The organism is Streptomyces sp. NPDC005202, from assembly GCF_040608235.1.
Classification (GTDB): Bacteria; Actinomycetota; Actinomycetes; order Streptomycetales; family Streptomycetaceae; genus Streptomyces.
Genome location: NZ_JBEXHW010000001.1, coordinates 301558 through 314079, shown reverse-complemented (window position 1 = coordinate 314079; position 12522 = coordinate 301558). Strand labels below are relative to the sequence as shown.

General features: G+C 72.3%; 15 protein-coding genes. 8 read left to right on the top strand and 7 right to left on the bottom strand.

Annotation, left to right across the window (positions count from 1 at the left end; all coding sequences use genetic code 11):
- The first annotated feature begins 68 nt into the window (after window positions 1-68).
- Window positions 69-740, top strand: a complete 672-nt coding sequence (locus ABZV31_RS01420; protein ID WP_355886532.1) for an O-methyltransferase — start codon at window positions 69-71, stop codon at window positions 738-740.
- Between the two features lie 27 nt (window positions 741-767).
- Here ABZV31_RS01420 and ABZV31_RS01415 read toward each other — a convergent pair whose 3' ends face one another.
- Window positions 768-1160, bottom strand: a complete 393-nt coding sequence (locus ABZV31_RS01415) for a hypothetical protein (RefSeq protein ID WP_355886529.1) — start codon at window positions 1158-1160, stop codon at window positions 768-770.
- A 139-nt stretch (window positions 1161-1299) separates the two neighbouring features.
- Here ABZV31_RS01415 and ABZV31_RS01410 point away from each other — a divergent pair, with 139 nt between their 5' ends.
- Window positions 1300-1713, top strand: a complete 414-nt coding sequence (locus ABZV31_RS01410; protein WP_355886527.1) for a DUF1992 domain-containing protein — start codon at window positions 1300-1302, stop codon at window positions 1711-1713.
- On the opposite strand, the gene ABZV31_RS01405 is transcribed toward ABZV31_RS01410, so the two are convergent.
- The 3 genes from ABZV31_RS01405 to ABZV31_RS01395 all read right to left on the bottom strand — a co-directional run bounded on the left by ABZV31_RS01405 (window position 1640) and on the right by ABZV31_RS01395 (window position 3685).
- Window positions 1640-2296, bottom strand: coding sequence for a hypothetical protein (locus tag ABZV31_RS01405; protein ID WP_355886525.1), 657 nt, complete (start codon window positions 2294-2296; stop codon window positions 1640-1642). The two genes, ABZV31_RS01410 and ABZV31_RS01405, sit on opposite strands and share 74 nt — an antisense overlap.
- 316 nt (window positions 2297-2612) lie before the next feature.
- A complete protein-coding gene (locus ABZV31_RS01400; RefSeq protein ID WP_355886522.1) occupies window positions 2613-2813 on the bottom strand; it encodes a hypothetical protein in 201 nt (66 codons plus the stop codon).
- Between the two features lie 179 nt (window positions 2814-2992).
- Window positions 2993-3685 (bottom strand): YafY family protein, encoded by a 693-nt coding sequence (locus tag ABZV31_RS01395; protein WP_355886519.1) that lies wholly within the window; start codon window positions 3683-3685, stop codon window positions 2993-2995.
- 230 nt (window positions 3686-3915) lie between these two features.
- Between ABZV31_RS01395 and ABZV31_RS01390 the strand changes: the two genes are divergently transcribed.
- Complete coding sequence (locus tag ABZV31_RS01390) at window positions 3916-6036, top strand: MFS transporter (RefSeq protein ID WP_355886516.1); 2121 nt, start codon at window positions 3916-3918, stop codon at window positions 6034-6036.
- A gap of 8 nt (window positions 6037-6044) precedes the next feature.
- Here ABZV31_RS01390 and ABZV31_RS01385 read toward each other — a convergent pair whose 3' ends face one another.
- Together ABZV31_RS01385 and ABZV31_RS01380 are read right to left on the bottom strand one after the other, a co-directional pair.
- A complete protein-coding gene (locus ABZV31_RS01385; RefSeq protein WP_355886514.1) occupies window positions 6045-6704 on the bottom strand; it encodes an HAD-IA family hydrolase in 660 nt (219 codons plus the stop codon).
- A gap of 169 nt (window positions 6705-6873) precedes the next feature.
- A complete protein-coding gene (locus ABZV31_RS01380; RefSeq protein ID WP_355886512.1) occupies window positions 6874-7455 on the bottom strand; it encodes a TMEM165/GDT1 family protein in 582 nt (193 codons plus the stop codon).
- Between the two features lie 402 nt (window positions 7456-7857).
- Here ABZV31_RS01380 and ABZV31_RS01375 point away from each other — a divergent pair, with 402 nt between their 5' ends.
- The 4 genes from ABZV31_RS01375 to ABZV31_RS01360 all read left to right on the top strand — a co-directional run bounded on the left by ABZV31_RS01375 (window position 7858) and on the right by ABZV31_RS01360 (window position 11779).
- On the top strand, window positions 7858-8502 hold the full coding sequence (locus tag ABZV31_RS01375; protein ID WP_355886509.1) for an HNH endonuclease family protein: 645 nt from the start codon (window positions 7858-7860) through the stop codon (window positions 8500-8502).
- A gap of 67 nt (window positions 8503-8569) precedes the next feature.
- Window positions 8570-10252, top strand: coding sequence for an alkaline phosphatase D family protein (locus tag ABZV31_RS01370; protein WP_355886507.1), 1683 nt, complete (start codon window positions 8570-8572; stop codon window positions 10250-10252).
- A gap of 175 nt (window positions 10253-10427) precedes the next feature.
- The gene (locus ABZV31_RS01365) at window positions 10428-10895 is read left to right on the top strand and encodes a DoxX family protein (protein WP_355887543.1); all 468 of its coding nucleotides are present in this window, start codon (window positions 10428-10430) and stop codon (window positions 10893-10895) included.
- 248 nt (window positions 10896-11143) lie between these two features.
- The gene (locus tag ABZV31_RS01360) at window positions 11144-11779 is read left to right on the top strand and encodes a VTT domain-containing protein (protein WP_355886505.1); all 636 of its coding nucleotides are present in this window, start codon (window positions 11144-11146) and stop codon (window positions 11777-11779) included.
- Window positions 11780-11835: 56 nt separating this feature from the next.
- Here ABZV31_RS01360 and ABZV31_RS01355 read toward each other — a convergent pair whose 3' ends face one another.
- A complete protein-coding gene (locus ABZV31_RS01355; protein WP_355886502.1) occupies window positions 11836-12060 on the bottom strand; it encodes a DUF2277 domain-containing protein in 225 nt (74 codons plus the stop codon).
- Between the two features lie 108 nt (window positions 12061-12168).
- Here ABZV31_RS01355 and ABZV31_RS01350 point away from each other — a divergent pair, with 108 nt between their 5' ends.
- Window positions 12169-12513, top strand: a complete 345-nt coding sequence (locus tag ABZV31_RS01350; RefSeq protein ID WP_355886500.1) for a hypothetical protein — start codon at window positions 12169-12171, stop codon at window positions 12511-12513.
- The last annotated feature ends 9 nt before the right edge of the window (window positions 12514-12522 follow it).

Sequence of the window (12522 nt, the reverse complement as noted above, 5' to 3'; positions counted from 1 at the left end):
GCATCCGGCTATATTCGTTAGCGCAGCTAGTTAGCGCATCTAACTAGACATACGAAAGGCTTGGGTTCATGAGCGACTCGCAGCTCTGGGACGACGTCGACGCCTATTTCACCACTTTGCTCTCCCCGGAGGACGAAGCGCTGCAGGCCGCGCTGCGCGACAGCGACGCGGAGGGTCTGCCGCACATCAACGTTGCGCCGAACCAGGGCAAGCTGCTGCAACTCCTCGCCGAGATCCAGGGTGCCCGCACCATCCTGGAGATCGGCACGCTCGGCGGCTACAGCACCATCTGGCTCGCCCGCGCACTCCCGGCCGAGGGGCGCCTGGTCACCCTCGAGTACGACGCCCACCACGCGGACGTCGCCCGCCGCAACCTCGCGCGCGCCGGCCTGGACCGGGTCACCGAGGTGCGGGTGGGCCCGGCCCTGGAGTCGCTGCCCAAGCTCGCCGACGAGAACCCGCCCCCCTTCGACCTGGTCTTCATCGACGCCGACAAGGTCAACAACCCGCACTACGTGGAATGGGCCCTCAAGCTGACCCGCACGGGCAGCCTGATCATCGTGGACAACGTCGTGCGCGGCGGCCGCGTCACCGACCCGGCCAGCACCGACCCGAGCGTGCGCGCCACCCGCGCCGCGCTCGAGCTCATCGCCGAGCACCCGAGGCTGAAGGGCACGGCGATCCAGACGGTGGGCAGCAAGGGGTACGACGGCTTCGCGCTGGCACGGGTGCTGGCGTAGGCCGGGCGACAGATCCAGCCCCGGCCGTCACACCTCGTGGTAGAAGCCGACATTGATGCCGCGCGGGCCGGTGCGGTCCTGGACGACGATCTCGCCGGAGCCGCCCCGGGGCAGCGGGACGGTCCCGCCGTAGGCGATCGGCTGGGCGTACTCCCCGATCGTCAGGCGGACCTCGGACGACGGGTCCGGCTGCGAGCCGCGCAGCCAGGTGACCTGCCAGGTGCCGTCGGGTCCGCACTGGAACTCCAGGTGGACCCGGGAGACGAACAGCCAGTCGTCGGGCGTCACCAGGCGGCACACGGCCCGGTCCCGGCCCACCCGCAGCACGGCTCCCGGTTCGCTGGGCGCGTCGGCCATGAGCATGCCGGCCGTGGCGCTTGCGTCCGTCCCGGAGACGGATGCCATGGTGAGTTCGAGCACGTGCGCTCCTCGAGGTTCGGGGCGCCCGAGCCGCTGCCTCGTGCTCAGCTGCGCCAATGTCATTGCCGGCGCGTCTGGTTGGCACACCGCGGCGGCATGATAAATCGCCCGGCCCGGGGACGTCCGGCACAATGGACTCATGACCGAGCGAAAGCCACCGGGTGTGCCGTTCGAGTCCTGGGTCGACAAGCAGATCCGTGACGCGCAGACGCGCGGCGAGTTCGACCGGTTGCCGGGGGCGGGCAAGCCGCTGCCGGAGGACACGGCGTACGACGAACTGTGGTGGGTCAGGCGGAAGATGGCCCGCGAGGGCCTGTCGGTCCTGCCGCCGACGCTCGCGCTGCGCAAGGAGGCCGAGGACGCTCTCGCGGCGGCCTACGCGGCACCCTCGGAGCGGATCGTCCGGAAGATCATCGCGGAGATCAACGCCAAGATCCTCGACATGATGCTCAAGCCGCCGCCCGGCCCCCCGCTGGGCCTCAAGCGGTACGACGTCGAAGAGGTCGTACGGGAGTGGCGTGCGCGGCGGGAGGGCCGGACGGCGGCGGAGTAGTACGGCGGTCGGTGGAGCGGTAGGGGCGGGCGGTTGAGCGGCGGAGCAGCCGGTCCGCCAGCTCGCGGTAGTCCCGCAGCACCAGTCGGAGTTGCTCGGTGTCGGCGGTCGCCGCGGACCTGCCGTCGTCGGCGGTCTGCCAGGACGCGCGCAGGGTACGCCGCCGCCGCGTCACCGCATCCGCGAACCGCGAGGCCAGTTCCTCCACCACTCGGTCCGCCTCCTCCACGGCGTCCCGGGGCCCGTCGACGAACCCAGTGACAGCCTCCCGCAACCGCGCGCCGAACTTGTCGCACTCGTCATGCTGCAGCAGTGGGGACGCCGAGGCACGGTCACCTGCGGGCGCCGGGCTGCCGCCGCCCGCGTCGGTCCGGCGGCCCGGCGCCGTGTCGCCGCCGAGCGCGGTGCCGTGGCCCACCACAGGGTCGCGCCCGGTCGTCCCGCCGCCGGTCGCCGTGCCGAGCCCGGTCGTCCCGCCGCCGGTCGCCGTGCCGAGCCCGGCGAGCGTCTCCAGGTCCGCACCCGCGTCACGTCCGGCAGAGGTCGCTCCACCGCTCGGCGCACCGCCCCGCGGCCGTCTCACGACCGGTCACCGCACCACGAGCCGCGGCCGTCTCACGACCAGTCGCGCCGCGACCCGCGGCCGTCTCACGACCGGTCACCGCACCGCGGCCCGAGGCCGTCTCGCGGTCGGCAGTCGCTTCGTCACCGATCACCGCTGCACGGCCCGTCACCGTCTCACGGCCCGTCACCGTCTCACGGCCCACAGCCGCCTCCCCACCGGCCACCGCTGCACGGCTCCCGGCCGTCTCCCGACCCGTCGGCCTCTCCTCGTCCGGCACCCGCTGGGCGCCCCGCTCCGGTGTCACGTCGGCCATGTCGCTCAACTCTCCTTTGCCTTACCAGCAGGAGGAGACCCGGCCGAGCCCGGGATCGACCAGCGTGGTGCCGTCAACGGCGTAGCGCAGACCGGGCGTTGCGGCGCGGAAGTCGGTGACGAGGTCGACGAGGCCCTGCGGGCCGTGCACCGTGTCGGTGTCCGCCGCCCGGTCGGGGTCGTTGCCGAAGCGGATGCGGAAGTCGGGGGCGAGGAAGTTCACCGGGTCGCTGAGGTCGCCGTTCCACAGCGCGGTCCAGCGTTCGAAGAGGGCGATGCCGGGCCGCCGGGGTGAGGGTGTCGGTGCCCACGAGGGTCATGACTGCTGCCTTTCGTCGTACGTGTTCGGAACGGGCACCAGCCTCCGCCCCGCTCACGACACCCCCCTGTCGGTGATTGCCGTCACATTCCGAGCTCGGCCAGGGGCACCAGGTCCGAGCCGAGCGTGTCGAGTTCTGCCAGGTCGACGGCGCGGTCCGGGACCCGCTCGTCGAGTCCCTCGACGGCCCGGATGCGGTCCAGGCGGAAGCCGCGCGGCGCCCCGCGCAGCCGGCACCAGGCCGCCAGGTACCAGTGCTCGTCGCCGCCGAGGAAGCCGAGCGGTTCGACGTCCCGCGCGGTGAGGGCGCCCACGGCGTCGGCGTACTCCAGGCGCAGCACCCGCCCCGCCGACAGAGCCTCCCGCAGCGGCCCGGGGACCACCGGCTCGGCGGGCCGTGCCGGACGCGCGGCCGGTACGAGCAGCTGGACGCGGCCCGCCATCTCGGCCGCCGCGGCCCGCTTGCGCCCCGGCATCACCGCCAGCACCTTGTGCAACGCGCTGCGCGCGTCGGCGGCGAACGGCGTCCCGGCGAGCGCGTGCAGCCCCACCGCCAGGGCCGTCGCCTCGGCCGGGGTGATGGTCAGCGGCGGCAGCGTGCGCTCCTTGTCTAGGACGTACCCGCCGGTGCGGCCCGGCTCGGCGTGGATCGGTACCCCGGACTGCTGCAGCGCCGCCAGGTCCCGCTCGATCGTACGGACGCTGACCTCGAAGCGCCGGGCGAGCGCGCGGGCGCTGCGCGGCCGGGGTGCGGTGCCCGCTGCGCGCAGGCGCACGACGGGGAGCTGTCCGCTCCCCGGGGCGCCCCGCACTCCGGGCAGACGTGCCCCTTCGGCTCTTCCACGCGTCCGTCCCTCCCGTGCGAACTCCAAGGATTATGCAGATCCTCCACACACCATCTCCCCGAAGCCCCCCCCGGAATGGCGGCGTCCAACAGGACTCAACAGGCCATAACTGGTCACACCGATCACGATGGAAGATGTCACGAGAGCCTCGGGAGGTCTCCATGGCCTGGGATGCGCACGGCAGGACGGGGATGGCGGAGAATGTGCAGGACGCACAGCCGTCGTCCGCACCGCCGCCGCCGGCGTCCGCGCCGCCGCCGCAGCAGCATGGCGGCGCTGCCGCGGAACACGTGTCGGGCAACGTCCTCGTCTCGATCGGCGCCCTGCTCCTCGGCCTGTTGCTGGCCGCCCTCGACCAGACGATCGTGTCGACCGCGCTGCCCACCATCGTCAGCGATCTCGGCGGCCTGGAGCACCTGTCCTGGGTGGTCACCGCATACCTGCTGGCGTCGACCGCCGCGACCCCGCTCTGGGGGAAGCTGGGTGACCAGTACGGACGCAAGAAGCTGTTCCAGGCCGCGATCGTGATCTTCCTGATCGGCTCAGCGCTGTGCGGCATGGCGCAGAACATGCCCGAGCTGATCGGCTTCCGGGCCCTGCAGGGCCTCGGCGGCGGCGGGCTGATCGTGCTGTCGATGGCGATCGTCGGCGACGTCGTCCCGCCCCGCGAACGCGGCCGCTACCAGGGGCTGTTCGGCGCCGTCTTCGGGGCGACCAGCGTGCTCGGGCCACTGCTCGGCGGGCTGTTCACCGAGCACCTGAGCTGGCGCTGGGTCTTCTACGTCAACCTGCCCGTCGGCGTCGTCGCCCTCGCCGTGATCGCGGCCACCCTGCACATCCCGCGCAAGGCGCAGCGGCACGTCATCGACTACCTCGGCACGTTCCTGATCGCCTCGGTCGCCACCTGCCTCGTCCTGGTCGCCTCCCTCGGCGGCACCAGCTGGGGCTGGGGCTCACCGCAGATCATCGGCCTCGCCGTGCTGGGCGTCGCCCTGGCGGCCGTGTTCGTGGCCGTGGAACAGAAGGCGGCCGAGCCCGTCCTCCCCCTGAACCTCTTCCGCATCCGCACCTTCACCCTCTCCGCGGTCATCAGCTTCATCGTCGGCTTCGCGATGTTCGGCGCAATGACCTACCTGCCGACCTTCCTGCAGGTCGTCCACGGCGTGTCCCCGACCATGTCCGGCGTGCACATGCTGCCGATGGTGTTCGGCATGCTGCTGGCCTCGACCGGCTCCGGGCAGATCGTCAGCCGCACCGGCCGCTGGAAGGTGTTCCCCATCGCGGGCACCGCCGTCACCACGATCGGCCTGCTGCTGCTCCACCGGCTCGACGAGCACAGCTCCACCGCCGCGATGAGCGGCTGCTTCTTCGTCTTCGGTCTGGGGCTCGGCCTGGTCATGCAGGTGCTGGTCCTCATCGTGCAGAACGCCGTCAGCTACGAGGAGCTGGGCGTCGCCACCTCCGGCGCCACCTTCTTCCGCTCCATCGGCGCCTCCTTCGGCGTCGCCATCTTCGGCACGATCTTCGCGAGCCGCCTCGGCGACAAGCTCGCCGCCGCCTTCGGTGGCGCCCGGCTGCCGGCCGGGGCGTCGGCGGACGCCCTCAAGTCCGACCCGCGGGGCATCGCCACGCTGCCGCCCGCGCTGCGCCCGGCGGCCCTGCACGCGTACGCCTCCTCCATCACCGACGTCTTCCTGTACGCCGCGCCCGTCGCCGTCCTCGGCTTTGTGCTGGCCTGGTTCCTGAAGGAGGACAAGCTGCGCGGCTCCGTCACGGCGCCGGACGTCACGGAGACGCTCGCCACCAACCCGGTCGAGCGGTCCTCGTACGACGAGGTGTGCCGTGCGCTGTCCACGCTCGGCAGCCGCGAGGGGCGGCGCGAGATCTACCGGAAGATCACCGAGCGGGCGGGCTACGACCTGCTGCCCGCGGCGAGCTGGCTGCTGCTGCGGATCAAGAAGTACGGCGAGGTGGAGCCGGCCGTGCTGGCCGAGCGCAGCTCCGTCCCGCTGCACGTCATCATCGAGGCCGCCCGCCAGGTCGAGGAGCGTCGGCTGGCCGAGCGCCAGGGCCTCGACCTCGTCCTGACGGACCGGGGCCGCGAGGTCGCCGAGCGGCTGGCGCAGGCCCGCGAGGAGTCGCTGGCCGAACTGCTCGGCGACTGGTGGGGACCGGACCGGCCGACCGACCTGGTCCAGCTGGTGAAGGAGCTGACCGACGAGCTGTGCGGGTCCGACTCCGAACGGCCGCACGACGAGCGGGCGGTGACGCGGCTGCCCTGAACCGGGACCTACCCGACGTACAGCCGAACCGTCCCGTCCCCGACAGCCTCCACCCGCACCTGCGTCAGGTCGCGCACCACCACGTCCGGCCCGTGGAATCCGGCGCGCGGGCCGACGCCCACCACCCGCATCCCCGCGGCGCGCCCCGCCGCGATCCCCGCCCCGGAGTCCTCGAAGACCACGCAGTCGGCGGGCGTGACGCCCAGTTCGGCGGCGCCCTTCAGGAAGCCTTCGGGGTCGGGCTTGCTCGCGCCGACGGACTCGGCGGTGATGCGCACGTCGGGCAGGGGGAGACCTGCGGCGGCCATACGGGCCGTGGACAGGGCGACGTCGGCGGAGGTCACGAGCGCGTGCGGCACGCCCCACAGCGAGGCGAGGAACTCCGGCGCCCCGGGAACGGGGACCACGCCGTCCATGTCCGAGGTCTCCTCGGCGAGCATGCGCGCGTTGTCGGCGAGGTTCTGCTCCACGGGCCTGTCCGGCAGCAGCAGCGCCATCGAGGCGTGCCCCTGACGCCCGTGCACGACCTTCATCACCTCGTCGCCGTCCAGCCCGTGGCGGTCGGCCCAGCGGCGCCAGACCCGCTCGACGACGGCGTCCGAGTTGACGAGGGTGCCGTCCATGTCCAGCAGGAGGGCACGGGCGGTGAGCACGGCGGTGGCCGTCATCGGCAGCTCCAAGGCATGGCGAGGGGGCGTACGGGCGGACCCCCGGAGGGACAAGGCGGCCCCGCCCGCCGGTCAGGGAAAGCGGGCGGGAGCCACTTTGTTCCTCCACGGTACAAAACAACTCCGGCCCCCGCCACCGCCGTTCGCAAGCCTTCACCTTCCGTTCAGCTCAGCCCGCCACGGCCTCCCACAGGCTCCACACCCCGAGCGCCAGCATCAGCAGGGCCGCGATCTTGGTGATCAGCCCCAGCGGCACCCGCCTCATCAGCGCCTTTCCGCCGACGATGCCGAGCCCGGCCACCGCCCACAGTCCCAGCACCGCGCCCAGGCCCACCGACAGCGGGTCGTCGTAGCGGGCCGCGAGGTTCGCCGTCATGATCTGGGTGAGGTCGCCGAACTCGGCGACGAGGATGAGCGTGAACCCGGTCCCGGCGACCTTCAGGAAGGACTGGTCCTCGGGCCTGCGGACCTCCTCCTCACCGTCGCCCTTGTGCAGCAGCAGCATCACCGCGCCGGCCAGGAAGAGCACGCCCGTCAGCGCGTGCACGATCCGCTGCGGCAGGAGCGTCAGCACACTCCCGGCCGCCACGGCGAGCACCACGTGCACCAGGAAGGCGGCGGCGACGCCGGCGAAGACGTACGAGGCGCGGTAGCGGGTGCCCAGGACGAGCCCGGTGAGCGCTGTCTTGTCCGGCAACTCGGACAGGAAGATGACGCCGAACGTGAGCGCCAGGACGCTGAAGCTGATCACGATCCCTCAATCGGTCGGGGCCGCCCCGCCGAGAGTGCTGTAACAAGCGATGAGACACCTCGGCACGGCAGCACACGGGTCACCCGGTGCCGTACGGCACGGGCGTGCACTGCTTGCCGAAGGTCTCGCTGGCCGACCTCGTGATCGAGGTCCGCCTCCGGGCGCCGGCTCAGGCGAGCTGAGCAGTATGTCGACGGTCCGGCGAAGAGCTACTCCCCTTCTGCGCCCCCCATGGTACGGGACAGCCCGGGCGACCCCGCCGGGGCCGAAAGTCCCGTCGCACCCCTTGTTGTGTCATGCACGCGTCATTAGCTTCTAACCGAACGCACACCTCCCCGCAACGCGGCGCCACGAGCATTCCCCTGCTCGCGCCCAACACCCCACACCCTCACGGGAGTTCGCATGCCGAAGCTCTACGCGCGTCGACGGCTCAGCATACTGGCGGCGCTCACCGGACTCATAGCCTCCGTCGGGCTGTTCAACGGCCCGACCGCCTCCGCCGCCCTCCCCACCCCGGTCAGCGCGGCCACCGCCCGCAGCTACCTCGCCTCCCTCACGGTGGCGACCGAGAACCGCACCGGCTACAGCCGCGACCTGTTCCCGACGTGGATCACGATCAGCGGCACGTGCAACACGCGCGAGTACATCCTCAAGCGCGACGGCACGAACGTCGTCACCGACTCCTCCTGCGCGGCGACCAGCGGCAGTTGGTACTCCCCCTACGACGGTGCGACCTGGAACGCCGCCTCCGACGTCGACATCGACCACCTCGTCCCGCTGGCCGAGGCCTGGGACTCCGGCGCGAGCCAGTGGACCACCTCGCAGCGCCAGGCCTTCGCCAACGACGTCACCCGCCCGCAGCTGCTCGCCGTCACCGACAACGTCAACCAGGCCAAGGGCGACCAGGACCCGGCCACCTGGGTGCCGTCCCGGTCGGCGTACGTGTGCACGTACGTACGCGCCTGGGTGCAGGTGAAGTACTACTACAACCTCTCGGTCGACTCGGCGGAGAAGAGCGCGCTGCAGAGCTACCTCGCGAACTGCTGACCGCCGGGACCTCCCCGCTGACCTCCGTCGTTCCGTACCGTACGGGGCGACGGAGGAGGGGATCACCATGGCCGGACTGCGCCTGGGACCACTGCTGAGGTACACCGACGGCGCGTCCGCGACCGTCTGGATCGAGGCGAGCCGCCCGTGCACGGCCGAGGTGCGCTGCTCCGACGGTGCCCGGGGCGAGGCCCGCACCTTCCAGATCGAGGGCCACCACTACGCGCTGGTGCCGGTGACCGGCCTGACGCCCGGCACGGCAGCCTCGTACGAGGTCCTCCTCGACGGTGCCCGGGTGTGGCCACTCCCCGACTCCCGATTCCCGCCCTCCGTCATCCGCACGCCCGCCGACGGCGACGGCCTCCGCGTCGCCTTCGGCTCCTGCCGCTGGGCCGCCCCTGCGGCCGACGGCCACGACCCGGTGGGACCCGACGCCCTGGACACGCTGGCCGCCCGGATCGCCGCCGACCCCGAGGGCGAACGCCCCGACGTGCTGCTGCTGTTGGGCGACCAGGTGTACGCCGACGAGACCTCCGACGCGACCCGCCGCTGGCTCGCCGCCCGCCGCGGTCCGACCGGCCCTTCGCCACGTTCTCGCCTCCGCTCGAACAGGGAAGACCCCATCGGCAGCGAGGTCGCGGACTACGAGGAGTACACCCGGCTCTACTACGAGTCCTGGCTCGACCCGGAGGTGCGCTGGCTGCTGTCCACCGTGCCCAGCTGCATGATCTTCGACGACCACGACGTCGTCGACGACTGGAACACCTCCGCCGCCTGGCTCACCGACATGCGGGCCACCGACTGGTGGCAGCATCGGCTGCTGAGCGGCCTGATGTCGTACTGGGTGCACCAGCACCTGGGAAACCTCTCGCCGGACGAGCTGGCCGCCGACCCCCTGTTCGCCGCCGTGCGGGCCACCTGCGACGGCACCGAAGTGCTGCGCGCCTTCGCCGCCGAGGCCGACGCCGACCCCGCCGCGGCACACTGGAGCTACCGGCGCGACTTCGGCCGCGTCCGTGTGCTGATGGTGGACTCCCGGGCCGCCCGCGTCCTGGACGAGGACAGCCGGGCGATGCTGCACCCGGGTGCCGCCAAGTGGTTGCGCGAGCAGGCGCTGGACGGGCCCGGCTCCTACGACCACCTCCTCATCGGCACCTCGCTGCCCTGGCTGCTGCCACACCTGGTACACGACGCCGAAACGTGGAACGCGGCGCTGTGCCGGGGCGAGAAGGGCGCGCGCTGGGCGCGGTTCGGGGAGGACATGCGGCGGCGGGCCGACCTGGAGCACTGGGCGGCGTTCCCGGCGTCCTTCGAGGCGCTGGCCGAGCTGATCGCCGAGGCCGGCTCGGGGCCGGGGGCACCGGCGACGGTGTGCGTGCTGTCCGGGGACGTGCACCACGCCTACATCGCCGAGGCGGAGTGGCCGTCCCCGGCGGGACGCGGCTCCCCCGACGCCCGCGTCCTGCAGCTGACCTGCTCCCCCGTCCACAACTCCGTGCCCCTGTCGATGCGGCTCGGCTTCCGCTTCGGCTGGAGCGCGGCGGCCCGCGCGCTCGGCCGCCGGTTCGCCCGGCACGGGCGCTGCCCGCGGCCGCCGGTCAACTGGCGCAGGGCGGGCGGGCCGTGGTTCGGCAACCAGCTCATGACGCTGACACTGCACGGGCGTTCGGCCCGGCTCCGGCTGGAGCAGGCGGTGCGGGGCGGGCGGCCACGGCTGAGGACGGTCGTGGAGTCGGAGCTCGCCCCGTGATCCACCTGGTGCGGCCGGCCGACGGAACCGCAAACGGAACCGGCATCGTGGCCAAATGTTGAACTTGCAAGCATCAATGAGGGTCATCACCTAACCTGGGGCACTCGTTCGGATCCGCCCCCAGACCGGTCCGCCCGGACCGGCCCGACCGAAGGAGACCCCCCGCATGACCGGCTTGACCGGACGCCTCAACTCCGCGCAGCCGTACGCCCTCGGCCTGTTCCGCATCGTCGTGGGCCTGCTCTTCGCCTGCCACGGCGCCGCCTCCCTTTTCGGCGTGCTCGGCGGTGCGATGGGCACCCACGGCGGCACGATCCCGGCCGGCACCTGGCCGGGCTGGTACGCGGCAGTGATCCAGCTGGTCGGCGGCGCCCTCGTCCTGCTGGGCCTCGGCACCCGGGCCGCCGCGTTCATCGCCTCGGGCTCCATGGCGTACGCGTACTTCGACGTCCACCAGCAGGCGGCCCTGTGGCCGATCCAGAACGGCGGCGAGCTGTCGGTCCTGTTCTGCTGGTCCTTCCTGCTGCTGGTCTTCACCGGCTCCGGCGCGTTCGGCGTGGACGGGCTGCTGGCGAAGCGCTCGACACAGGACTCGACACAGGAGAAGCAGCCGGCGGCCGAGCGGGCGCCGGTGGCGGCCTGACGGCACACGGAACAGCGCCCTCTTCGGCGATACGCCGGAGAGGGCGCCGCCGTGCCGGACGTACCGCGACGTCGGCCCTGGTCGCCCAACCCGGACTACCCGGCCAAGGGGCTGAGCCGAACACCTGAGCCCCCGTGAAACTCCTGTCACACCCCCGGCGTACGCTGTATGGCTGTCACAGGCCGCCCCTGCCGCTCCCCCGCGACATCGCGGCACGGTCCGGTCCACGGGGGACACGGGGAGTTTCGGTGCTGGAGAATCTGGCGAGGGTGGGGTCGCTCACCGGCACTCCGTGGATCTACGTCGTGGTGGCTTTGTCCGTCCTGCTCGACGTCTTCCTGCCGCTGCTGCCCAGCGGTGTCCTGATCATCACGGCGGCCACGGCGGCGGCCGCGGGCTCGGGCGCGGCAACAGGCCACGTCCCGCACGGCGTCCCCGGCATCCTGGCCCTGACCCTCTGTGCGGCCACGGCGTCGGTGCTGGGCGACCTCGTGGCGTACCGCCTGGCCCGGCGCGGCGGCGAGCGTCTGGACCGCGCGATCTCCCGCTCGCGCCGCCTGAGCACGGCGCAGGAACGACTCGGCGCGGCCCTGTCCCAGGGCGGCGGCGCCCTGGTCGTCCTCGCCCGTTTCGCCCCGGCCGGCCGCTCGGTCGTCTCCTTCAGCGCCGGCGCCACGCACCGCCGCGTCCGCGAGTTCCTCCCCTGGTCCGCCCTCGCCGGCCTCTCCTGGGCCACCTACAGCGTCGCCCTCGGCTACTTCGGCACCCGCTGGCTGGGCGCAGCCTGGCTGGCGACGGGGGTGTCGGTGGCGGTCCTGTTCGCGGCGGGCGCGGTGGCGGCGTACCTGATGCGGAGGGCACCGGAGCCGGCGGAGACTCCGTAGGGTCGCTCCGCGGCGGCTCCTGTCGAGCGTGTTGAGCAGGTGGCCGGGTTGGGGGTCTACCCGGCCTTTCGGCCCCCCCGCACCTCCAATCCGGCCAACAGCTCCGCCGTAGCCCCCGCAATCACCTCGACGGCGTGATCGAAAACCTCCCGGTTGTGGGCAGCAGGCGCCCGGAACCCGGAAACCTTCCGCACGAACTGCAAAGCAGCCGCCCGGATCTCCTCCTCCGTCGCCTCCTCGGGCAACGCAGGCGGACGCAGTGTCTTGATACTCCGGCACATACCCCCAGTCTCCCCCCGGCGGGAATACCCCCGCCCCTCCTCCACTTGCACGCGTGAACCCCCGTGCGAAACTCGCCACCCCAAATCGAACAGGCGTAGCATTGTGCCGTGGCTAAGACCTATGACTTTCCGAGTGACCTCCTCGCCGGTCAGGAGGAGCTGCATCAGGTCCGGGCCGAGCTGTCGGCCCTGCTCAAGCGGCTCCCCTGGTCGGTCGAGCCGCTGGACGGCTTCAGCGACGACAACGGCTGGCGCAAGGTGGAGCGCCCCGCCTCCCCGGGCTGGACGGCCGACGAACAGGCCGAGGTGGAAAAGCTCCGCCGGCGGGAGCGCGAGCTCGCCGTCTTCGTCAGCACCCACCGCTACTGGTCGGAGCTCAGCGGCCCGGACCGGATCGACGCCCGCACCCGGCTGAAGCACGCCCACGAGGCGCCGGAGACGGAGGAGGCCTGACGAGCCCGG